The following is a 22,510-nucleotide window of genomic DNA, read 5'->3' as shown; positions in this document are numbered from 1 at the left end:
CAGCAAATGGACGAGGTCACGATGTACTCTCTCAGCCTTCTGGATAAGAGCCCCATCTCCACCGAGGAGAACGCTACAAACGCTTTTCGCGATACGCTTAATCTCGCAAAACGCGCGGAAGAGTTGGGGTATCGCCGGTTCTGGGTGGCTGAGCATCATAACTCGCCGGAACTAGCAGGATCGGCGCCGGAAGCACTTGTCGCATGGATTCTGGCGAAAACCTCTCGCATCAGAGTGGGTTCGGGTGGGGTCATGCTCCAACACTATAGTCCCTATAAGGTAGCGGAAGTCTTCAACGTCCTGTCGTCCCTTGCCCCTGGGCGGGTGGATATTGGAGTGGGAAAGACGCCGGGTGGTCTGCCGCTCGCAACATCTGCATTGCAGCAAGCCTACGACCCTGCACGCAAGCCGGATTTCGAAACGGCATTTGCGGAACTCGATGGGCATCTGTCCGGTCCGGTTGCTGAAGGAAGCGCACAGGCAGGCCTTGCTGCGACACCTGTGCCGCCTGTGGCTGCGGAAAGATTTCTGCTGGGTGCAAGTCCTGAAAGCGCAAAGCTGGCGGCATCAAAAGGTTGGAATTTTGTCTTTGCCGGTCACCTGAATGGCGATCCGGACGTCCTGCGCACGAGCCTTGAGATTTTCCGTGCGGAAAGCGGCGGAAGATCCGCCATTCTGGCATTGTCGGCACTTGCGGCAAATGATCCTGCGCAGGCTGCGGCGCAGGTGGCCAATCAGCGAATTTTCCGGGTGTTTCTCAGCAATGGCAAGGCGTTCAATCTGGGACGGCGTGAGCAAGCGGAGGAATTTGCCCGGCAATCCGGCGATACGGATTATCGCATAGAGGAACGCAAACCCAACGTGCTGCATGGCACGGCAACAGATATCCACACACAGCTTCACCGCCTCGCAAGTGATTACGGCATTGAGGAATTCATCATCGAGCCTCCGCATGTCGGTGCGGATCAACGGCTTGCGTCAATCGAATTGCTGGCAACGCACCGCCTTTCGGCTGCCGCGTAACGGATGTCAGGAGACAGGAACATGACCAAAAAACAAATACGTTTCGGTATCATGCTGCAAGGTCCCGGTGGCCATATGAATGCATGGCGCCATCCCAAGAGCCCGGTCGACGCCAGCGTCAATTTCCAGTTCTTCAAAGACAATGCTCTGAAGGCGGAAGCTGCGGGTATTTCCTTCGCTTTCGTGGCGGACGGGCTTTACATCAATGACAAATCCATCCCGCATTTTCTCAATCGTTTCGAGCCCCTGACGATACTCTCGGCACTTGCCGCGGTTACCACGAAAATCGGTCTTGCCGGTACGGTCTCCACCTCCTACAGCGACCCCTTCACGGTGGCGCGGCAGTTTGCCTCCCTCGATTTGATCAGCGGTGGCAGAGCGGGGTGGAACGCTGTCACGACGCCGCTGGAGGGGACGGCCAAGAATTACAGCCGCAACCATCCCGAACACGCGCTTCGCTACGAGATAGCGGACGAATATCTCGAGGTTATCAAAGGTCTCTGGGACAGCTGGGATGACGACGCTTTCACTCGCAACCGTGAAACAGGCCAGTTCTTCGATAAGGCGAAATTGCATACACTCGGTCACAAGGGCCGCTTCTTCTCTGTAGAAGGGCCGTTGAATATTCAGCGCTCAGCACAGGGGCAGCCAGTCATCTTCCAGGCTGGCTCTTCCGAAGCGGGTATTGGTCTTGCAGGAAAACATGCGGACGCGGTTTTCACCAATTCCGCGTCTCTGGAAGAAAACCATACGTTCCTGAAGCGGGTAAAACAAAGCGCGGTCGCTCAGGGACGCTCCGCCTCCGATGTGAAGATATTCCCCGGCATCGGCCCCATCGTCGCCGCAACACAAGACGAAGCCGAACAGAAATACGACATCATCCGCAACCTCATCACCATTGATGATGCGCTGGCCTATCTCGGACGCTTCTTCGATCATCACGATTTCAGCGTCTATGATTTGGATGCACCTTTTCCAGAACTCGGCGATATCGGCAAGAACAGCTTCCGCTCGACCACGGACCGTATCAAGCAGCGGGCGAAGGACAAGAACCAGACCCTGCGGGAAGCAGCCCTTGAGGCGGCAACGCCACGGGAAGGCTTTATCGGTACGCCCGAAAAGGTCGCAGACGAGATTATTCGCTGGGTAGAAAACGATGCTGCCGATGGCTTCATTCTGGGCTTTTCCGTGATTGCCGAAGGGCTGGATGACTTCATCCGTCTGGTCATCCCGGTTCTGCAACAGCGTGGCTATTTCGATCCGCAGCTTGAAGGCTCCACACTTCGCGATCATCTCGGTTTGCCGTTCCGCCAAAGCGTTTATTCTGGCGAGTCAACGAATCTGGACAAAGCCATAGCCTAGTCGCTGAGCAATTTTTAAGGATGCGCGGCAGGTTAAGGCCGCGCAGGAGATAACGATCATGAATATCCACATTGACGGCGCGCGTCCCAGTGACGACGCCGAGCGGGGAATCCTTGCCTTTCAGGAGGAGAGTGTCGCGATCCGTCGTGACCTGCACCGCCACCCTGAATTGTCGCGCAAGGAAAAGCGGACCTCCAGTGTCGTGGCCCGTTACCTTCTCTCTTACGGTTACGAGGTCACGGAAGGTGTGGGTGGCTATGGTGTCGTCGCGACGCTGAGGCGCGGCACTGGCGACAAACGCATCGGCATACGGGCAGATATCGACGCGCTGCCAATCGTGGAAGAAACCGGCCTTGCCTATGCCAGCGAAAATCAGGGTGTGATGCATGCCTGCGGGCACGATGGCCACACCACGATCCTGCTGGCCGCTGCTCGATATCTGGCGGAACAATCGAATTTCTCCGGCACGTTGACCCTGATTTTCCAGCCCGCCGAGGAAATCGGCGCTGGTGCCAGAGCCATGATAGCCGACCGGCTTTTCGAGCGGTTTCCGGTGGATGCGGTCTTCGGCCTTCACAACTGGCCAGGGGTTCCCACGGGTCAATTCGGCTTCGTTGAGGGGCCAGCCATGGCCTCCGTCGACAAGGCTACAATCCGCATCGTCGGTAAGGGTGGCCATGGTGCGGAACCCCATGAAACCGTCGATCCGGTGCTGGCATCCGCCGGGTTTATCACGGCCTTGCAGAGCATCGTGTCACGCAATGTCGACCCGCGCCAGATGGCGGTTTTAACGGTCGGGTCCATTCACGGCGGTACGGCGTCGAACGTCATTCCTGAGAGCGTCGAGTTGCAAATCACGGCGCGGGCCTTTTCTGAAACAGTCCGCGAGACTTTGGAACGCAGCCTGAAAGCGCTGGCAAAAGCTCAGGCCGAAAGTTTTGGTGCGACGGCGGATGTGGATTTCCACCGCGGTTTCCCTCCGGTCCTGAACCATGTCTCACAGACGACGTTCGCGCGTGCCGTAGCAAAGCGGCATTTCCCCGCGTCGCAGATCGCCGAAGACTTTCAGCCGCGCACCGCCAGTGAAGACTTCGCCTTCATGCTTCAGGAGAGGCCCGGTTCCTATCTTTTCGTCGGCAATGGCGACAGCGCCTCACTGCACAGCCCGCATTACGATTTCAACGACGCCATCATCGCACCAGCGGCCCGTTACTGGGTCCGACTGGCGGAAGCCTACCTTTCCTGATCTCAACACCGGAAGCAAAATCATGAGCGACAGTTTTCTCTATACATCTGTTCTCGATCCGCTCGCACAGCCGCTGCTGGACGAATTGTTGTTCGAATATGACAGCCGCTACGGCACGTTTTTCAATGCGGAAGGCGCCAAGGCAGAACTCAGCAAGTATCCGCCGGAAGCCTTCAGCCCGCCCTATGGCAATTTTCTGCTTCTTTTACGGGATGGAAAAGCCATTGGCGGCGGTGCCTTCATGCGCCACGATGACGATACGGCGGAGTTCAAACGCGTCTGGACACATTCCGCCCATCGCCGTCAGGGGCTAGCGAAAAAGGTGTTGGTCGAGCTTGAACGTCAGGCCATTCGGCAGGGATATGCCCGGATTTATCTGACCACCGGTTTCCGCCAACCGGAGGCCGTGGGCCTCTATCTCTCCAACGGTTACAGGGCGCTGTTCGACACGACGGCGGACCCGCAAACCATCAAATCCTTGCCCTTCGAAAAGTGGCTCTTCGTTGCGCCAACGGCATCGTCCTTTGACACCGCGACGACACCCCGTGCCGTGAGTCATCACGCATAGATCAGCTCTGAAAGGCTCGCCTCATGACCATCGCGTCCGATTTTCCGCACGTGGCAGTGAACGAACGAAAGGTAGCGCCAATCAAGGGCGATTATTCACACTTTCGCATCGTTCCCGCCCGTTATCCGCTGCGCACCTTTGGCACGATCGCATCCGTCGTCATCATCGCCGCAGTTCTGAATTCCGTATTCGGCAATCCCCGCTGGGGCTGGGATGTGTTCGCAGAGTGGTTCTTTGCCGAACCCGTGCTGGTCGGCCTTGGTAGAACGCTGCTTCTGACAGTTCTTGGCGCTTTCCTCGGCTTCGTTCTCGGAACGGTTCTGGCACTGGCACGCGTGTCCGGTTCACCGCTGCTGGTCGCGATTTCGTGGACCTATATTTGGATATTCAGGTCCATCCCGCTGATCGTTCTGCTGCTGATCCTCAACAATCTCGGTTATCTCTATGAAACCATCACGATTGGCGTGCCTTACACGGGCATCAATTTCTTCAGCTGGAACACCACCCAACTGATGACGCCGTTTGCGGCGGCGGTTATCGGTCTCACCTTGAATGCGGGTGCATTTTCCTCCGAGATCGTGCGTGGCGGTATTCTGTCCGTCGAACAGGGTCAGTTGGAAGCGGCAGCATCGCTCGGCCTGCCGCGTAGCAGACAGTTTTCGAAGATCATTCTGCCACAGGCCATGCGCACCATTTTACCCAATGGTTTCAATGAGATCATCCTGATGGCCAAGGGCACGTCACAGGTCTATATCCTTGCCCTGCCGGAGCTGTTCTACACGATCCAGATCATCTATCGCCGCAATCTGGAAGTCATTCCGCTGCTGATGGTGGCAACAGTCTGGTATCTCATCATCCTGACCGTTCTCTCTGTTATCCAGCATCACATCGAGCGACATTTCTCTCGCGGCGCGCTGCGCAATCCGCCGCCATCCTTTTTCGGCACGCTGTATCGTACCGTTTGGCCGCGCTCAGCTGTGCCTGAAGCCAACGAGAAGCTCGATGCAACTACGGATACATCGAAGCAGCCGGTCGCTGTTCGCTCAGGCAGCTTCCAGCTTGGAAACAGAGGCGGCAACGTCACCATCCATGGCGTGTCAAAATCCTTCGGTTCTCTCAAGGTGCTGAAGGACGTCACCCTCACGGTTCCCGCAGGCAGCGTCACTGCCATTCTCGGCCAATCCGGCTCTGGCAAGTCTACCCTGCTGCGATCGATCAATCATCTGGAGCGCGTGGATGATGGTTTCATCGCTGTTGATGGCGAACTGGTCGGTTATCACCAGAAGGGCGATACGCTCTACGAGCTGAAAGAAAAGGATATCCTCAAGCGCCGCGTCGAAGTCGGCATGGTGTTCCAGAGTTTCAATCTCTTTCCGCATCTGACTGTTCTGGAAAACATCATCGAAGCACCTGTGACGGTGCGAGGCATTTCCAAAACTCAGGCGGAAGCGGAAGCACGTGACCTGCTGGCCCGTGTCGGCCTGGCGGAAAAAGCGGGTGCTTACCCTCGCCAACTCTCCGGTGGTCAGCAGCAGCGCGTCGCCATTGCCCGTGCGCTCGCCTTGCGGCCCAAGGTTCTTCTATTCGATGAACCCACATCGGCGCTCGATCCTGAACTCGTCAACGAAGTGCTCGATGTCATCAAGGAACTCGCCCGGTCCGGCGTCACCCTCATCATTGTCACCCACGAAATCGGCTTTGCCCGCGAAGTCGCCGACACGGTCGTCTTCATGGAGCAGGGCAGGATACTGGAAACCGGAACACCGGAGAAGGTTTTGAGCAAACCAGACCATCCCCGCACAGCCGAGTTTCTCGCAAAAGTCCTATAAAATTCAAACAAGAGGAAACATTCAATGATTTCTAAATCGATATTGCTTTCCACCATCACTGGCGGGTTGATCACCGCGTTTCTTTCCTTTGGGCAAGCGGCGCATGCCCAGGAAATCGACCTCTCGCCAGAGCAGAAAGGTCGCGTGCGCGTCGAGAAGGTGGAAGAGGCCGCAAAACTCATTCCAGCCGATTTCAAGTTTGTCACTGCGGGCAAGCTGACTGTTGCGACCAATCCGTCTCGGCTGCCACTTGGCGATTATGCCAATGACGCAAAGACGCCTGTTGGTAGTGAGCCGGATATTGCCCAGCTTGTCGCCGATAGCCTCGGCCTTCAGCTCGAACTGGTACCTGTTGCCTGGGCCGATTGGCCACTGGGTCTGGTATCTGGAAAGTACGATGCCGTCATTTCCAATGTCACGGTCACCGAGGCGCGCAAGGAGAAATTCGATTTTTCCAGCTATCGCAACGATCTGCTTGGCTTTTACGTCGCGGCTGACAGCAAGGTGACCAGCATTACCAAGCCAGAGGAAATCGCAGGGCTGAAGGTCATCGTCAGCGCCGCTACCAATCAGGAACAGATTCTGTTGAAGTGGATCGAGCAGAACAAGGCCAAGGGCCTGGCGACCACCGACGTGCAATATTACGATGATCAGGCTGTGCTTGACCTTGCCTTGCAGTCCGGCCGTGCAGACGTGTATCTCGGTCCCAATGCCACATCTGCCTATCAGGCCGCGACAATCAAGAAAACCAAACTTGTCGGAACATTCTCCGGTGGTTGGCCGGAATCGGCTGAAATCGCGGTCGCAACGAAAAAAGGCTCGGGCATAGACGTGGCCGTGACAGCCGCGCTGAACGCGCAGATCAAGAACGGCAATTACACCAAGGTTCTTGCCCGCTGGAATCTGGCCTCCGAAGCGATCACGGAATCACGCACCAACCCACCCGGTCTGCCGAAAAGCTGAGTTGAGAGGCAGCCTCACTCAGCCGGTGGCGCAGGCATCCTCCCGCCCGCGCCACCCTCTGTCCAACGTTTTTCAAACGAAAGTATCGTCATGACATCAACATTGGGTTTTCGTTCGGTTCTCGCCAGTCTGGCTTTGGTGTCACTCAGCGCGAGCATGGCATGTGCTGCCAGTGATGTCTTTGATTTGTCGCCCGAACAACCGGGCCGTATCCGTGTTGAAAAAGATGCCTATGCCATCGCGGCCATTCCGAAAGACTTCAAATTCGTAACGTCCGGAAAATTCACAGTCGCCGTGTCAGCCGGGGGACCGCCGCTCGCCACCTATGCAACGGAAACAAACCGACCTTCGAGTGGAAAGTCTGCCTGAAACTGAGCATCGAACGTCCTTTGCGCGAGCTCAGCGAACGCCGTTCGGTACACGAGGTCAATCTGTTTCATCGCCTGATCCAGTTATAATTAATTTGGAAAAAGATTGTAACTATGTTCCCGGATGTCAATGGAGCGATGCTAGACCCCTTCGATTTCAGTTCAAGTATTGAACACTGGTGCGTTTAGGCTTCGTTGCGAGGTTGTCAGCGTGTGCGGTGCGACTTTGAAAAGCGATAAAGGGAGATAGGTTTCCGGACCTATGTTCTGATCCCATCAAGGCGTTCGGTGTAAAAGTCTGATCACGACCCATGACGGTTGTGGCACGATCTCGTTCAGCGAATATTTTATGGTGGATGCACTGAACTTGATCTTTGCCTTGTTGGAACCACGTCCTGCGTGCTTTGGCATCATGGACAAGCAGTCGGCCCTAGGCCAAACGATGCCATCGTCGCTTCGCACGCTCGGGTAAAGCGCATCGAGGGCCCTTCGTTGCCAGTTGCAAGTTTGCTGACGCGCGCTCCCTCCAACAGCATTGCGAGGGTATCAGCCAAGAGGTCTGGATCGTTGATACCGGTTGAACGACAGAGATCGGCAAGGCGGGAGTGCTGTTGCATCTTCAAAGTTTCTATGATCGCGTGCGCGGGATGTTCTTGCTCTTTCAACTCCACGGCAGCATTTGCCAGATCGCATCCATAAGGCTCGCTCGCTAGACATTGTGCGCGTGCTTTCACCCAGGCCGCAAGCTGGGCCTTGGGATCGCCTGGGTTCTCTGCCTCGAGATATTCCCAGGCCTTGTCGAGTGCCTGAGAGCTATGCCTGAGGGCCTCGCATACCAGATCGTCCTTGGAGCCAAAATGTCGGTATAGCGTCATCTTGTTGGTAGAGGCTGCTTCTGCGATCGCATCAACACCTACTCCGCGTATCCCATGTTCACGAAACAGCTGACAGGCTGTCGAGACGATGCGGTCCCGAGGTGGGATTTTCTGTTCGGACAGAAGGCCAGATTTCTCGGATTTCATGGGATTTAATTTTTATCCTGTCGGGATGTTGACACGGGTGTGACTGGTCGGTAACTATGCAATTGTTACTTACCGGTAACACCTTGCTGCGTGTCTGTCAACGATCACCGGTTTTGAGGGAATTTGAATTTATCGAAAGGAGACTGGGATGACCGTCAAGACAAACGAAATGACGCTCGCTGAACTGTTCGGGGATCCCCTGATCCTTTCTGTCATGCGCGCAGATGGCGTCTCTGTGAACGAACTGAAAGAGTTGATGCTCTCGGCGCAGAGGGCTCTGAAGGCACGAGATGGAACAGCACTCGTTGCGAAGTTCCGGACGAGTGGACGTCCAGCGTCTCCCAAGCGGACATTGGTCACCACGATGCAGCCACTGTTTGCTGGATCGTTTCAACCGTGTTGCGCGAATATGTAATTGCTGATGCGGCATGCACCAGCATCTGACACATGCACCGTATCGGCCATGATCTTTGAACCTCACCTGGATTTGGCCGAGCGTGCAAAGAATGTCGCGGCAAGTCGCCACTTTGAACGCCGTCTTCGTGGACAGGGGTTCTATCGCCACCGCACCATCACCACCCCAGTCGCAGACCTTCCCTCAGCGACTGCTTGAGCTCGTGCTTTTGGGTGAGCTCAGCCCTTTGGACCCGCTCGACGATGCTGGCGACGTGTTTGATGTGATCGAGTGTGTTGGCCGTCTCTGGCCCGAGCCGTAATGGGTCCGGTGTCATCTGCCGCATGTCGGCGCTGCCAAAGCGCTGCTCCAGGGCACTGGCGATCGTCTGTGCCTCGGTGATGGCCTGCTTGCCTTCAGGTGTCGCGGAAAGTTGCGCCAGGAATGTCGGCCTGTCTTCAAGGGCGAGGCTGTCAAACTGCTGCAGAAGGGCTTGGCTGCGGGGTGTGAGGCCTGGGACTTCAACGATGTCCTGACGCTCACGTTTCCAGGTTTCTGATTTGCGCTCTGCCTCCAGGCGCCGCTGCCAGGTTTCGGCCGCAAATCCGATGTGGTTGCCGAGCGCATGGCTGTAATGGCGAGCAAGCTTGCGCTCTTTGCTTTCGCCGAGAAGCCCGACTTTACCGCGCAGGGGTCCGAACTGCTCGGGGTTCTCAACGAGCGATTTGGCCAGAGCTTTTCCGTCGATCCCGGCCTCGGTGATGGCGCAGGTGAGGGTGGCGACAGCGCGGTCAGGATCGATGTAGACCTGACGACCGACGGACCGCACGTCTCCCATAGCTCTGACCAGATTGGGCAAGGCTTTTTCACGGGCGATGTCTTCGACACTGCGATCGTAGAAGCGAACGGCGGGAACGAGCGGAGCGGGGGTGTCGTATTCTCGCGATTGATTTGGGGTGATGTTGGACGTCTGCGAGAGGACCTTTGCGGGCTCGGCCTGGAGCGCGGGATCGACCGGATTGCCGGCACGCATCACGCCAGATGGCGCCTCGACAGCGTGCTGTCGCTGCAAGGGTCGATCCTGCTTCTCCCGTGCGATTGGGGTTGCACGAGAAGCGGAAGTTTGCATGGGCACGAGCGGGTTGGCAAGATCAATCCGGGGAGATGTCTGCAGTGTCAAACCACGCCGCTCGGCAAAGACGTCAATGTAATCGAGCGTCGTTTCCTTGGCGCCGGAACGGCTCATACTGGCAACCATCTCCTTCATGTCGGTAAGGTCATCGCGACCGGCATAAAGGGTTGCCTGATGGCGATGGCGCGTCATGGCAACATAGGTGAGATGCCGGTCCATGGTTGAGGATGCCATGACGAAGGCGCGGTCGACGGTGGCGCCTTGGGATTTGTGAATGGTGGTGGCGTAACCATGATCAAAACTTTGGTAATCTTTGACGGGTAGGGAAAGAACACGGGCATTGTTTTGCCCGCTGGCAGCTCCGTCGAGCCGCAGATGTATTGCGTTCGGCTCGACGGCCTCGACCGTTCCCAGCATACCATTCTTGACGCCGAGCTCGCGGTTGTTTTCCAAAAGAAGGATGCGGTCACCACGCGCAAATGAACGCTTGCCGTTGACGGTCTGATAGACGATCTCACGGTGTGTTTGAGCCGCGCTATCTGCCGCGACTTTAACTTTCGACGCATCATCGTCCCCGATGCCCTGACCATTGTCTTTTGCCAATAGCCCCTGCGCCTGCAGCGCGGTTCGAATGCCGTCATTGATTGCGCGTACATCCACCCGGCGGTGGGCGAGAGCAATGCGGGATGCGGATGGATGTTGGTTGAGATCGGCAAGATAGTCAGCCACGAGGTGTTCGCGCGCCTGATCGCGGTCATTGGCAAACTGAACGCTTCCCTGTTCAGCGTAAGCCGCCAGTCCATCACCGGTGCGATGGGTGGCAAACGCCACCGACGCCTGGCGCTGCCAGTCCTGTGTCTGGCGGCGGATTTGCGAAAGCTCGACCGATCCGATGCGCTCGACTATCGCCCGGAAGGGGGAGCCCGCACCGATCGCCTGAAGTTGCTCGTGATCGCCGACAAGGACGAGCTTGGCACCACGGGCCTCGACCTGCGACACGATCCGCGCGAGCTGACGACTGCCGACCATGCCGGCCTCGTCGATGACAAGGATGTCGCCGCGCTGAAGTTCGCCTTTGCCGTTTTGCCAGCCATACTCCCATGATGCCAGAGTGCGCGCAGTAATGCCGGATGACGACGTCAACCCTTCCGCTGCCTTTCCGGCAAGCGCTGCCCCGTGGACCGTAAAACCTTGGCGCTCCCAGGCGTCGCGTGCCGCGGCCAGCATGGTGGATTTGCCAGCACCGGCAAAGCCGATGACGGCGGCGATCTGCTGGGGGGATGTGATGTGGCGCACAGCCGCACGCTGCTCGTGGCTGAGACCAGAACCCGGCAGCATCGCGTCCTGACGATGCAACGCGTGATCAATGTGTTCAGGTCTGACACCATGACTGTGTCTATCCACCATCCGCAGCGCACTGGCCGCCATGGTATGTTCGATGCCGATCATCTCGCGGGTGGAATAGCGCGCCAGTTCATCGTGTTGCTCGGGCTGCAACTCGACCAATTGCGGTGAGGCCATGACGGCAGCAAGCGCATGTTGGAAGCTGTGACTGTCGTTGATGTAGCGATGGAGCGTGCGGGCGATATCGTGACGGGTGAACACGCTTTTCTCATCGGTCAGAAGGCGCAGAACCTGGTCCGGTTTGCTCCGGATCAGCTCGGCGTTTCGCCGTGCCGCATTCTCCTCCAACCGGGTTCTCGAGACATCCAGACCACGCCGCTGCATTTGGCTGGCATGCACGCCCATATGTTCGGTTGGCTCGATCGACAGGCCGCGCTCCAGATGTGAGCGATGATCGATCCGCACATCGAGACCAGCGCGCATCAGATGTCGGTTTGCATGCTGTGCAAAGGTTTGGCGGATATCGCGCATCTGCTGGTGAGAGGTGGGCAGATCATGGGCGAGTAGCCATTTATTCTCGCGCTCGATCAGCGTTTTGTCGCCAAGGCCATCCGACGTCACCACCCGCGTTGTCATCATCACATGGGCATGGATATTGCGGGTATCGCTTTTGCCCTGGGGCACGTGGATGGCGAAGTCGACGGCTGTGCCAAAGCGGTTGGCGAGATCCAGGGCGAAGGCACGCGTCAGCGACAGACGCTCCTGTTCACTCAACTCATGGGGAAGGGCAATCTCGAACTCGCGGGCCACACGCGCATCGCAGCGGTTCTCGGCAGCTTCCGCCGCATTCCAGAGCGTCGAGCGATCGCGTGCCCAGTCGGCATCGATGCCATCGGGAAGCACGATTTCGCAATGATCAACACCCTGCTTGGCGGTAAAATCATGAACGAGACCATCGCGTTCATTCACCAGCAGACTTGCGGTGCGATAGGCAATGGCAGCCACGGCACTGCGGCCACCTGATCTTGAGACCGGCTTGCTGCTGAGATGGTAAATCGCCACCGCCACCTGTCCTTTCGCGGTTCGAGCAATCGGTTCGGTGAGGACGCTGCAACTCGTAAGTGCGCCCTTGTTGTTTTCGATGAGGCACGGCTAGCATTCGCAAATCGTGCTGGCGACGTGCAGATCTGCACGTTGCGGGACCTGAGAGATTGGAGTTCGAATAGCCCCAAGGCCAAATCGTCATAGGAGCACGCCGTCATGAGAAAGCCGATCGCGCAACGCATCAAAGAGCTCGAAGAGCGCAAACGCGCCTTGCAATCGCGACTGGGCAAACAGGAGCGCGCACAGGAAACCCGGCGCAAGATAGTGCTCGGTTCGTTTGTGCTGGAGCGCCTGGCGCAGGATGACGATACCACCGGTCAGTGTGACCTGAGGCAATGGCTTGCGGCACAACTCCCGGCGTTTCTCGTCCGTGATGCCGATCGGGCCTTGTTTGCAGATCTGATCGAGCAATGCCGGATGGGTCAAGGCCACGGTGTGGCAGACGGCAACGCGCAGCAGAGCACTGAACACCTTCAGCAGACCAATGGCAATCAAGCTGATGTCATCGGGGACAATGAACCATGACGTTGCTCGATGTCACAACGCGTGCTCCTCAGCCCACGTTCGCGACGGTAACGGATGACTGGACGATCAAGAGGGATTGCGGGATGAGCCTGTCCTGACGGGAACGCGCTCACCATAGCGCCGTAGTGAGCGGCAGGACGGGCGTGCGTCTGGCTTCAACGGACGAGGGAACGCAGCCCAGGATCTGACGAACGATCCCGGTCGGATCCCGCCGTTGCGCTCTGCGCCAACGGCAGCTAAAGGCAGGCAATGACAAACAGGAATTTTCGCATGTGGCTGGATACGCCCAAGCATTATGGTCTGATCAGCCGGACCTTGCATTGGACAATGGCCTATCTTTTGATCTGGCAGTTTGTCGTCATTTTAACGTGGCGATTGTTCGGGGATACGGAGTGGGTCAGGACGGTCACGTCGCTTGGACCTGGCCATGGCACCGTTGGCCTTTTGGTGACCGTGCTTGTCGTCATTCGCGCTATCTGGTGGATAGTCAATCGCAACCGTCGCCCCGTTAAATCGACAACCGTTACCGGTCATCTGGCTGCTGTTGTTCACGCCAGCTTCTATCTTCTGATGTTTAGCATTCCGGCACTGGCGCTATTGCGCGCCTATGGCAGCGGCAAGGGGTGGGAGCCGTGGATCCCGGCGAGCGGGGTGGAGGTGTCATGGATGATTGCACCAGCCGATCGTCTTCACAGCCTGTTGGCATGGGGTCTTTCGGTTCTGATCGCAGGCCACGTTATCATGGCGCTCGTTCACCACTTCGCGCTGAATGACGAAACACTTGGGCGGATGACGGGAAGGCCGGGCAGAGCCACGACTGATGAGTAAGCAAGGAAGGGCAAGGCAGCCAAACCAAAACTGAATGCAACGCCGCAGACGAAGGCATGCCAACTCCGTCGAGGGCTTTTGTGTGAAGCGTGTCAAAGGCCTAGTGGCATTTCCTGCAGTTGTTGTTTCGGTTGAACTGTGTCAGGTTTTCCGTACTACCTTTAAGAGTTTCGACATCGATACCACCAACGAACAAGAACCTTCTATCATGATGAAATCGTCTCTTGATCATATTCCGCCTCGCAAGCAACGCGAACTTGCCCGTGCGCTGGAAATCCTGCACGAGGAATTCGAGGATGCGCTGGGCGAGGGAACAGCCGACTTCAAAAAGCGCGGACGCATTCTCAAAATCATCCTGTTCGGCTCTTACGCCCGCGGCACCTTTGTTGACGAGCCGCATACGATGAAGGGCTATCGCTCTGACTTTGATCTGCTCGTCATCGTCAACAATCGCAAGCTGACGGACTTTGCCGAATATTGGTACAAGGCCGCCGATCGTTTGATCCGGGATAGTTTTATCGAAACGCCGGCGCAGTTCATCGTGCACTCGCTGCGCGAGGTGAACACGCAACTGAAGGAAGGGCATTACTTCTTCTCGGATATCCGCAAGGAAGGCATTGTTCTCTACGAACTGGATGACGAGCCATTGGCTGAGCCCAAACCGCTCACTGCGGAAGATCGGTTGAGGGTAGCGCGGGAGCATTTTGAGAGCCGTTACTCATTTGGAACCTACAACGCGAAGCTCGCGATGCAGGCGGTAAACGATAAGCAGTTCAAGCATGCGGCCTTTTTGGTTCATCAGACGCTTGAACAGGCTTATTCCTGCGCTTTGCTTACCCTCACGAACTATGGACCAGCATCGCACAACATCAAGTTTTTGCGCTCACTTGCTGAGGAGCAAGACCTTCGCTTGGTGGAAGCCTTTCCTCGTGACCATCATCGGGAGCGTGCCTGGTTCAACACGATCAATGAGGCCTATGTGAAGGCCCGGTACTCGAAGCATTTCGAGATCAGCGAGGAGGCGCTTGTCTGGCTTGGGGAGCGGACCACGCATCTGCTGGAACGGGTGAAGATGGTTTGCGAAGAGCACCTGACAAAACTCGCAGAGAAGGCGAATGAACACGCGTCTCAAGCGGGTGGTTAGTCCTGCTCTTGGCGTCTTGCTCAAGACAGCGACGGGGGTGGTTTGTGGCTACTCATGGTCTTGCAGCGATACATTGGCGTTGTCCCATGATGCGGTTGGGTCACAGACCAATCGAAACTGTGTGGTTTGGGATTTTTCCCGATGTCTGGACTTGAAAAAACGCAGGCGTGCGGCATTTTCGAGTGATGAGCCTGACAACGGATTTCATTGGCGAACTTGTTCGAGATGCCAATCGCATGGAGCGTCTCGATGCGTTCCAGAAGCGCCGGATGCTGGAGCGCGCCGTGGCAACGATCGCGGATTTGCGAGACGCTGCGGGCATCCCGAAAGGCCCTGGCCGCGATATCGTGCTTGATATCCATACGACGGCTCTTTCTGTGGAACGGGGCTGGCGCAATGATAGGCAGGTCCGGGAGGCGTTCCTTCTCGCTGCTGGTATGATCCGGGACCTGCACATTGTTCTCGATAGCGGGACAAAGGTATCCCTTGTCTTGAACCGCACAGGGTTTGCCGGAGGGTCCAACTTCTAAAGAGAGTGGGATCACTGTGATCGAAACGGCGAACCAGTTTTCACCTGAAGTCCGCCAACGTGTCATTCGTATGGTGCTGGATCGTAAAGGCGAGCACACTTGCCCGTCACGGCCTGACACAAGCCGGGACTCTCGGCGACAGTGGAACTCATCGCGCTCGGCCTGGCCGCAGCAACCGCGATCTGGTTTCTGATCCAGCACCCTGCTGAAGGTTGTGTCCGGTCGCCTGAGGCGGTAAGCGCGATGGTTCACCACCATTGCACGGATGTTGCCCGGGCCGCTTCCGTTGCCGGTGTCACGGCGTGCTGCGCCTATCTTATTGCGGTTGCAGATGCCATAAGAAAAAAACCGACCAATGGAGCGCGGCTTGTGATCAGAGATACCCAGGAACAAAGCATTGTTGACAGTGTGTCTCAGCGGCATGGCGTAAGTGTTGGTGTGGTCGAGCACCTGGCAATGGCGCTGATCGCTGGCCATACACATCAGGCGCAGTTTAATCATTCCGAGCTTGGTGGGATGGGACAATGGTCGAACGGCGGCATGACGATGGTGGGTGACATGTTCAACAACGGCTTGAAGCACCGGGTTGATATGCTGTGCTCAGAGATTGCCGGTTATATAAGGGAAGGTCGGTTATCCGGCCCGAAACCAGATTGGTCTCACCAGTCCCAGAGCCAGGGAAGTGGCAACAGCTTTTTTTATCAGTCAGGTTCGCACAGTGGTTCCTGGCCGCAACATCTCGGGCAGCCCTCATCGACCGGTGCGCAGAATAATTTACGTTATGCGTTCTTTCCGGCAAGCCGCCGCCTGGCCATTGATGTCAACGGACAGATAACGGTCTACGACACAAAGGACCATAACATCGGTGGATTTTCTCAACAGCAAAGCGGCGACCAGTCTCTAACCTTCACGTCCCAGCATGGTCTCGTGCGCGTTGCTGATCTCGATGTTATGACCGAAAAGGACAGCGTTCCGTCCCCTCAAGAGCCGCTGAAAGCGCCGCTTGCCCTGACCGAGCCAGTTCCAGTCCCAATCCCAGTCCCGGACCCGGTCATGACACCTCCAAGCACGAGCGTCGTCTCTGGCCCGACAGGTTTTGAAGACGATATTATCAGCAAAATCGAACGGCTCGCTGGTTTGCACGCGAAGGGCATTGTTTCCGACGAAGAATTTGCGGCCAAAAAGACCGAGTTGCTGGAGCGGTTGTAAAATTACGGCCCTGTGTCAGGACGAATATTACCCCCCATGCAATGGGGCCCGAACGATATCGATGTGATCGATTGATCGTTTTGCGGAGGGTGAGGTTACCGCTGGCGCGTCTATTGCGCAACGAGCAAGAGACGCGACAGAGCAGCCCTGGCCGGAAAGGCAGCCGAAGGCTTGACGTCGTCATCCGGCATTGCGGCGCGCACATTGGCTCTTGGATACAGTCATCGCATGTCGTCTATCATTCCCAAAAGGGCTGCTGTGAGATGTTTGATGATGAGTGATCCTGTGATTGTTAAGATGGAATATTGCTATTGTGACAATCGCCGTTCGTCGTCGATCAACGTCAGGCGAGGTGTGGCTGATGTTTGCCATGTCCAGAGGACTATATTGAGATCGGCTTCGGTGGTGCCTGGAGCAAAGCTCCTGACGACCAAGCCGCAGAAGCCCGCGCTCTTCAAATCGCGCGCCAGCCTCTGTGTCGGGGCTTCACCCAGCACTTTCATATCGTCGCGCCAAGTTGTCGCGCCGAGAGCTTGAAGGTTGATGCCATGATTATGAAGGGCGTTCGCGTCACGGGTATCGAACAAAGGCTCGAGATCTGCCTCATAGGAGACAAGAGTGGTTGGCTGTAGGCTCCCTGCCTGATTTGCTTCCTTAAGTGCCGTCATGATTGTCAATGACGTATAAAGGGCGGGCGTGCCTTTCGGATTAAATCTGCCGCCGTAGAGCTCAGCGCCCCGTCCGGAGAGCGGTTCGCGAGCGTAGACAGGGTTAAGTGCTCGATAGAGCTTACCTTTGTACTGCATCGATAATGTCAGGCATGCACGCCAGCATCGATGGCATCGATATACTCAAGCACTTCGTCAGCGCGTCCATCTCGAACAAGCTGCATCGCGGTGTGCCCGGAAAAGCCAGAGAGAGGTTCTGAGCGATACCAGGCATATGCCATGAGCGCGGATCCGAAGCGGGTCTCGACTTTATTGACGACTTCGATCATTTCGCGCAGCCGCCGCTGTGTTTTGTCGGATTTGATACGCTCTTTGCGCTGGACTGCATCTTTGCCGAGTCCGGCACTACGGGCAATGTCGTCGCTTGTTGTGTGAAAAACGTCAGCGATTTTTCTTGGCGCAAACAGGCCATTGTCGGCATATTGAGCAAGAGACATTTGAAATACCCTTCGATACTAACGTTAATTATGACGCAATATAGCGTCAATATGACTGGCATTCAAGTGTTGAACGCTGCCCGCTTCCGGATCCTCGATCCATGAAAGTTTGCATTGCAAAGCGGACGCGATATTGATCGACGTTCAGCGGATGGCCCGTAAGCATGGATGAAATGCGGTCTGGCGCCTTGTTGTTTTCATTGCCCTTGTAACTTCGCGCGATGCTTGCCTGGTCGATCCACGGCATGAACCTTGAAAAAACGAATGGGTCCCGCATTTTTGATCCATGGGTCTGCACATCGTTCTCGAAAGCGGCACAAGGGTATCGGTCGCTGGAAACCGGGACCAGGGGCCGATGTCGGTGTGTCAGATCAAGCCTTGTTGTCGTCCTCGGCCAGCATAGCGGTGCGAAGGAAAGTGTTTATCCGCTCCTGCCAGCCTGGTCCGTCGTCCTGGAAATATGCCAGAACGTCGCTGTCGATCTTCAGGGAAACCATTTCCTTGGTTGTCGGGATAGCGCTTCTTTTTATGACGGGTGCTGCAGCCTTTCTGGGAGCTGCAAAAAGAGCTTCGGCTGCATCTTTTGGGTCGAGCGGTCTGCGAGGTTTCGGGGCCATGATGTGCTTTCCAACGGTCAGTGTTTGCGCAAGCGAGCGCCACGGGAGATGGGCGTTGCGATCCCTCAGATCAGCTGGTTGCAAGAAGGACTGTAAACCTTGGAGGTGTTGTACGGTGATCCAGGTCTGATGTCGATTGGCCGTGAGACCATTAGCCTTTGATGGCGCGGTCAATCAGCGTTTCACTTTTGACGTTGATGTTGTCTCGCACAGCCGCAGAATTTAGCGCCTGGAGACTTTCGACATCGCGGTTGACATGAGCGCGTCGAGATGGCCGGTGTCAATTGGATGGATCGCAACAATGGACTCGGTTAGGACAACTCATCAGCAGCATCGTGGTGAAACGCATGGCAGGATCATTGGAAGCAAGGCCACTTTTCGGCATCGGGCTGGCGGCCATGGGCTACTCCTGTTTTGCTCTTCAGGATGCGCTCGTCAAATGGCTTGTCGAAAGCTATGAGGTTGCGCAAATCCTCTTTGTGCGAAGCGCCGTCATCGTGCTGATTACCGGCATACTGGCACATCGCTACCGCCACCCGTCCATCCTCAAAAGCAAATATCGCGGCACCGTCATTCTTCGCGCAGCACTCATGCTCACCGCATGGATGCTGTTTTACAGCTCAGCGCGATATCTGGAGCTGGCCGAACTCACCACGCTCTATTTCTCCGCACCCATCATGGTGATGGTCCTTTCCATCTTCGTGCTGAAGGAGAAAGTCGGCGCCGGCCGCTGGATCGCCTGCGCGGTCGGTTTCGTCGGAGTCGTCGTGGCTGCCAATCCTGCCAACTCCCCAAACTGGCTGCCCGCAACACTCTGCATCATCGCAGGCTTCTGCTGGGCGTGGAGCACCATCCTCATTCGCCTTGTCAGCAGAAGCGAATCGACGCTGACGCAGATGTACGCCACCAGCGCACTGTTCGGCATCGCCTGCGCACTGTCCTTGCCCTGGCTCTGGAAAAACCCGGATACCCAAGGCTGGCTTCTCATGATCGGGGTCGGGCTGGTCTCGGCAATCGGGCAATATCTTCTCTATGAAGGCTTCAGACACGCGCCCGCATCATTGCTGGCACCAGTGGAATATACCGGCCTGATCTGGGCGTTCATCTATGGTTACGCCATCTGGACGGAAGTACCGGCATATAACGTCTTCGTCGGCGCAGTCCTCATCGTTGCGGCAAGCCTGGTTCTCGTCAGTTGGGAACGCCGAAACGTCAAAATTGCAAAGGATCGGATCGGTTGAATCGTGTCTTCAGTCCTGTTGCTTTGACTGCCGCGCTGGGAAAGCCTCATTGACCAGGCCTGTCTCTCCGGGAACCCAACCCCTGGTATAGCCTCGACCCACTGCAACAACGGCCAGGCTCAGCTGTTGTCGAAGATGTTCTATCTCGTCTTGCATCGCCTTGATCGCGGCCTTTGGATCATCGTTGTGGCAATCTAGAATAGCCGCGGAGTCCGACAAGAAAGAGGTTTTCACCGCATCCTTTTACTCGTTGCCGGTTACAATCGGCAACGTCGTAAGATGCTTGTCGATGGTCTCGACAACATCCTGGCGCATGGGGAGGTTAGCCGTTTCGGTCTCCCATCGCTCCATGAATAACGCTACGGTTTCCTTGGCTGTGTCGAGCACGAGCTTGCGCGGCAGGTTAGCCTTAGCCGATAGATGTGCCAGCTCATCCAGCGTAAATCCGGTGAACTCTTTCGTCCGGCTGAAGGTCAGCGCGGATTTGTCGTTCGCGATATACGCGATCGTGGACACGAAGTCATAGGCTGGAGCAAGGCGTGCGTTTCGGCGATCGGGATAGATGAGCGACCAGTTTTTCAGGTGCATGTCGCCGTTGCCGATCAGGACATTGAACGTCAGGCGGCGAATGAATTCGGCCACATCATCGTGATCTGATTCCGATGCTATTACCGATATCAGATTGCGGTAACTGGCTTTCTTGTACTTGTTCTCGGGGTAGACGTTAAAGATCTGGGCAAAATCCTCGATATGCGTGACGCTGCCATCATCATTGCGATCGAAGCGTTCAGTGACGAAGGCCTGTTGCCCGATCTTCTCAATCCCATCCGGCAGATTGCCGATCGATCTCACATCGATCAGCCCGATCGCGGGCACGTTGATCCCGACCATCCTCGCAAGACTCATCATCGAGAACTCGTTTTCCGGGACGTTGGCGAACTCGCGAGAGGGGAGTTTGACGATCCGATTGCCGCCGACGCCGCTTGTCGGAATGGTCAAGCCGCCGCTGGCGCTTTGAACCGCTGAGAATTTGAGCTGCACACCCGCCAATGAAAACCGCATAGCATCTTCAGCAGCCTCCTTCGCGGCTTCACCTTTAAGGATGTTATGTGCCTCGTCTGGCCACTCTTCGCCGTGCGCTGGGACGACGGTGATGCCGCCGGGCAAGTCCTGCCCGAGCACCCATAAGAGAAAGAACTCGCGGTCAGTATGGATGTCTGCTTTCTCAGCCAGGTACCGGCGCAGATGCCCCTCTGGCAGGAGGTTCGAGAAGTAGGGCATCAGCTTGATTTTATATGGCCGGAAATCCGTGATCAGCTCGCCGAATTCATTCTTGAACTGGAGGCCGAGGGTCGGTCTTTCTGGGTTTTCGACATAGGCATCGTTGAACGTGAAAAGCGTCTTTTCTGCTCCGACATAGGTGATGGTGCCGATTTCTTCGCCATAGAGGCGCACGCTGAGTACGGAGACATCAGGCATCGTCGTCCTCGTCGTCTAATGAGTAGGCCGGACGGCTTGCGCTGCGTTGTTCGCTTGTCGGCTCGAAATGGGCGATCTGGTTGCGGAGCGCTTTCATTCTGTTGGCGGCTTCGGAGATGCCTTTCCACTGCTGCGTGATATTGACGCGTTCAATCGTGTGCCGCAATGAGCGGAGATTGTCCAAGAACCGCGTATCGATTTGCAGGCGCTGGATAGACGCTGTGGCTTTGCGCAGGTCATCCAGTTCCGGCAGAGTCGGCGCATCAATCTGAAGGGTGCGGATCGCCTTTTGCAGTTGCTGCATTTCTTTGCCGATTGCGGGCGGTTGGATCACAGTGCGATCAGTCGTCTGACGCGTGATCGATTTGATCGCAGGCACCGCCTTGCGTGGTACCAGGGCGATTTCCAAATCCAATGCGCTGGCTATGGCCACGAGGCTCGACAGACGTAGATCGACGCTGTTGGATTCGATCCGCGAAATCTGTGCTTGCGGGACCCCTGCCAAGCGGCTCAACTCTCTTTGGCTGAGCTGTTTGGCGTCTCTAGCCTCGCGGATTCGATCCGCTATTTCTTTGGTTTCATATTTCATTGATATTTTATTCGACATCATTTCTAGTATCTGATATCGTTTAATGTATCAGGAAGATGAGTGATTTTCAAGATTGATAAGATAGCGGCGTTGGCGATCAGAGGGCCGACCGTTTGCCTCTGTAGGTAATTGGTGGCGGAAGAGCCTCATGGGCTTGTGCAAGCGTTTCAAGCCATTCGGCCAGACCGGCAGGGACGGCGTCATTGCCCGCTTCCAGGGCCTCGATCCACGAAAGTTCACATTGCAGAGCGGACGCGATATTGATTGGCGTCCAGCGGATGACCCGCAAGCATTGATTAAAGCGGTCTGGCGACATGGTGGTTTTCATTGCCCCTGTAATGTCGAGCGATGTTCGGCTGGTCGATTGTGAGAGTCAATCGATTTCGCAACCTGTGGGAGATGCAGTCCTCCGCGCACTTTCGGGTATATTTTCTATATAATTGTTAAGTTATACATAAATGGAGATATTTATACTCTACATAAGGAATATTTTTTCACCCGTGGTTCAGGTAAAGGTGTGCACTAAAAAAGGTATATAATTATTATCCTGAAGAGGTGTATTTATATATAATATCTTTGTTCGGGTGCGATTTTGGTAGAGGGGCGTGTAAACTCGACGGGCACATCAGCAGTGAATTTAGGAAGATCTCGCATTTATATAGGCGACCTACAGCTTTATATAGATTTTGCGATGTGATATGGGGAAGGTTTGCGAGTGAATAGGATGGGGTTTTGGCGGATTAAGTGGTGATCCAGTTGGCTGCTTGCAATTACAATAACAGTATCATGATACTGTTATTGTAATTGCAAGCAGCCAACTGGATCACC

At 56.0% G+C, this 22,510-nt stretch carries 21 protein-coding genes and 2 pseudogenes; 14 read left to right on the top strand and 9 right to left on the bottom strand.

Annotated features, from left to right (window positions below; all coding sequences use genetic code 11):
- Positions 1 to 21: 21 nt before the first annotated feature.
- From RRU01S_RS21195 to RRU01S_RS25985, 7 genes and pseudogenes are all read left to right on the top strand, one after another.
- Positions 22 to 1,023, top strand: coding sequence for an MsnO8 family LLM class oxidoreductase (locus tag RRU01S_RS21195; RefSeq protein ID WP_045232307.1), 1,002 nt, complete (start codon positions 22 to 24; stop codon positions 1,021 to 1,023).
- A 21-nt stretch (positions 1,024 to 1,044) separates the two neighbouring features.
- On the top strand, positions 1,045 to 2,385 hold the full coding sequence (locus RRU01S_RS21190; RefSeq protein WP_045232218.1) for an LLM class flavin-dependent oxidoreductase: 1,341 nt from the start codon (positions 1,045 to 1,047) through the stop codon (positions 2,383 to 2,385).
- 58 nt (positions 2,386 to 2,443) lie between these two features.
- Positions 2,444 to 3,631, top strand: a complete 1,188-nt coding sequence (locus RRU01S_RS21185) for a M20 aminoacylase family protein (RefSeq protein ID WP_045232217.1) — start codon at positions 2,444 to 2,446, stop codon at positions 3,629 to 3,631.
- A 22-nt stretch (positions 3,632 to 3,653) separates the two neighbouring features.
- On the top strand, positions 3,654 to 4,199 hold the full coding sequence (locus RRU01S_RS21180; protein ID WP_045232216.1) for a GNAT family N-acetyltransferase: 546 nt from the start codon (positions 3,654 to 3,656) through the stop codon (positions 4,197 to 4,199).
- Positions 4,200 to 4,222: 23 nt separating this feature from the next.
- On the top strand, positions 4,223 to 6,028 hold the full coding sequence (locus RRU01S_RS26715; protein WP_081880154.1) for an amino acid ABC transporter permease/ATP-binding protein: 1,806 nt from the start codon (positions 4,223 to 4,225) through the stop codon (positions 6,026 to 6,028).
- A gap of 24 nt (positions 6,029 to 6,052) precedes the next feature.
- Positions 6,053 to 6,991 (top strand): ABC transporter substrate-binding protein, encoded by a 939-nt coding sequence (locus tag RRU01S_RS21165; protein ID WP_045232215.1) that lies wholly within the window; start codon positions 6,053 to 6,055, stop codon positions 6,989 to 6,991.
- 90 nt (positions 6,992 to 7,081) lie between these two features.
- Positions 7,082 to 7,327: pseudogene (locus RRU01S_RS25985) on the top strand (ABC transporter substrate-binding protein); the annotation flags it as partial.
- Here RRU01S_RS25985 and RRU01S_RS26850 read toward each other — a convergent pair.
- Together RRU01S_RS26850 and RRU01S_RS21155 are read right to left on the bottom strand one after the other, a co-directional pair.
- Positions 7,321 to 7,431: pseudogene (locus RRU01S_RS26850) on the bottom strand (nucleotidyltransferase family protein); the annotation flags it as partial. The pseudogenes RRU01S_RS25985 and RRU01S_RS26850 sit on opposite strands and share 7 nt — an antisense overlap.
- Before the next feature lie 338 nt (positions 7,432 to 7,769).
- Positions 7,770 to 8,381, bottom strand: a complete 612-nt coding sequence (locus tag RRU01S_RS21155; protein ID WP_045232213.1) for a TetR/AcrR family transcriptional regulator — start codon at positions 8,379 to 8,381, stop codon at positions 7,770 to 7,772.
- 148 nt (positions 8,382 to 8,529) lie between these two features.
- Here RRU01S_RS21155 and RRU01S_RS21150 point away from each other — a divergent pair, with 148 nt between their 5' ends.
- Positions 8,530 to 8,796: a hypothetical protein gene (locus RRU01S_RS21150; RefSeq protein ID WP_045232212.1), complete on the top strand. Its 267-nt coding sequence runs from the start codon at positions 8,530 to 8,532 to the stop codon at positions 8,794 to 8,796.
- 157 nt (positions 8,797 to 8,953) lie between these two features.
- On the opposite strand, the gene traA is transcribed toward RRU01S_RS21150, so the two are convergent.
- Positions 8,954 to 12,313 carry a Ti-type conjugative transfer relaxase TraA gene (gene traA / locus RRU01S_RS21145; RefSeq protein ID WP_045232304.1) on the bottom strand — a complete coding sequence of 1,120 codons (3,360 nt, stop codon included), beginning with the start codon at positions 12,311 to 12,313 and terminating at the stop codon, positions 8,954 to 8,956.
- Between the two features lie 198 nt (positions 12,314 to 12,511).
- Between traA and RRU01S_RS21140 the strand changes: the two genes are divergently transcribed.
- From RRU01S_RS21140 to RRU01S_RS21120, 5 genes are all read left to right on the top strand, one after another.
- The gene (locus tag RRU01S_RS21140) at positions 12,512 to 12,880 is read left to right on the top strand and encodes a mobilization protein (protein ID WP_234936237.1); all 369 of its coding nucleotides are present in this window, start codon (positions 12,512 to 12,514) and stop codon (positions 12,878 to 12,880) included.
- 249 nt (positions 12,881 to 13,129) lie between these two features.
- Complete coding sequence (locus RRU01S_RS21135; protein WP_045232211.1) at positions 13,130 to 13,708, top strand: cytochrome b; 579 nt, start codon at positions 13,130 to 13,132, stop codon at positions 13,706 to 13,708.
- 208 nt (positions 13,709 to 13,916) lie between these two features.
- Positions 13,917 to 14,852: a nucleotidyltransferase and HEPN domain-containing protein gene (locus RRU01S_RS21130; protein WP_045232302.1), complete on the top strand. Its 936-nt coding sequence runs from the start codon at positions 13,917 to 13,919 to the stop codon at positions 14,850 to 14,852.
- Between the two features lie 185 nt (positions 14,853 to 15,037).
- Positions 15,038 to 15,382 carry a hypothetical protein gene (locus tag RRU01S_RS21125; RefSeq protein WP_045232210.1) on the top strand — a complete coding sequence of 115 codons (345 nt, stop codon included), beginning with the start codon at positions 15,038 to 15,040 and terminating at the stop codon, positions 15,380 to 15,382.
- A gap of 141 nt (positions 15,383 to 15,523) precedes the next feature.
- Positions 15,524 to 16,591 (top strand): SHOCT domain-containing protein, encoded by a 1,068-nt coding sequence (locus RRU01S_RS21120; protein ID WP_244446094.1) that lies wholly within the window; start codon positions 15,524 to 15,526, stop codon positions 16,589 to 16,591.
- 308 nt (positions 16,592 to 16,899) lie between these two features.
- Here the strand turns inward: RRU01S_RS21120 and RRU01S_RS21115 are convergent, their stop codons facing one another.
- From RRU01S_RS21115 to RRU01S_RS21100, 3 genes are all read right to left on the bottom strand, one after another.
- The gene (locus tag RRU01S_RS21115; protein WP_045232209.1) at positions 16,900 to 17,397 is read right to left on the bottom strand and encodes an RES family NAD+ phosphorylase; all 498 of its coding nucleotides are present in this window, start codon (positions 17,395 to 17,397) and stop codon (positions 16,900 to 16,902) included.
- Positions 17,398 to 17,405: 8 nt separating this feature from the next.
- A complete protein-coding gene (locus RRU01S_RS21110) occupies positions 17,406 to 17,756 on the bottom strand; it encodes an MbcA/ParS/Xre antitoxin family protein (RefSeq protein WP_045232208.1) in 351 nt (116 codons plus the stop codon).
- Positions 17,757 to 18,127: 371 nt separating this feature from the next.
- Positions 18,128 to 18,373 carry a BrnA antitoxin family protein gene (locus RRU01S_RS21100; protein WP_045232300.1) on the bottom strand — a complete coding sequence of 82 codons (246 nt, stop codon included), beginning with the start codon at positions 18,371 to 18,373 and terminating at the stop codon, positions 18,128 to 18,130.
- A gap of 347 nt (positions 18,374 to 18,720) precedes the next feature.
- Here RRU01S_RS21100 and RRU01S_RS21095 point away from each other — a divergent pair, with 347 nt between their 5' ends.
- A complete protein-coding gene (locus RRU01S_RS21095; protein ID WP_045232206.1) occupies positions 18,721 to 19,614 on the top strand; it encodes a DMT family transporter in 894 nt (297 codons plus the stop codon).
- A gap of 243 nt (positions 19,615 to 19,857) precedes the next feature.
- Here the strand turns inward: RRU01S_RS21095 and RRU01S_RS21085 are convergent, their stop codons facing one another.
- From RRU01S_RS21085 to RRU01S_RS21075, 3 genes are all read right to left on the bottom strand, one after another.
- Complete coding sequence (locus RRU01S_RS21085) at positions 19,858 to 21,093, bottom strand: type II toxin-antitoxin system HipA family toxin (RefSeq protein ID WP_045232204.1); 1,236 nt, start codon at positions 21,091 to 21,093, stop codon at positions 19,858 to 19,860.
- Entirely contained in the window at positions 21,086 to 21,703 is a 618-nt protein-coding gene (locus tag RRU01S_RS21080; RefSeq protein ID WP_081880153.1) for a helix-turn-helix domain-containing protein, read from the bottom strand. Before RRU01S_RS21080 ends, RRU01S_RS21085 begins: the two co-directional genes overlap by 8 nt.
- A gap of 76 nt (positions 21,704 to 21,779) precedes the next feature.
- Positions 21,780 to 21,998: a hypothetical protein gene (locus tag RRU01S_RS21075; RefSeq protein ID WP_045232299.1), complete on the bottom strand. Its 219-nt coding sequence runs from the start codon at positions 21,996 to 21,998 to the stop codon at positions 21,780 to 21,782.
- Between the last annotated feature and the right edge of the window lie 512 nt (positions 21,999 to 22,510).

Origin of the sequence: Agrobacterium rubi TR3 = NBRC 13261, from assembly GCF_000739935.1 — a bacterium.
GTDB lineage: Bacteria > Pseudomonadota > Alphaproteobacteria > Rhizobiales > Rhizobiaceae > Agrobacterium > Agrobacterium rubi.
This window is presented reverse-complemented; position numbering and strand designations above follow the sequence as displayed.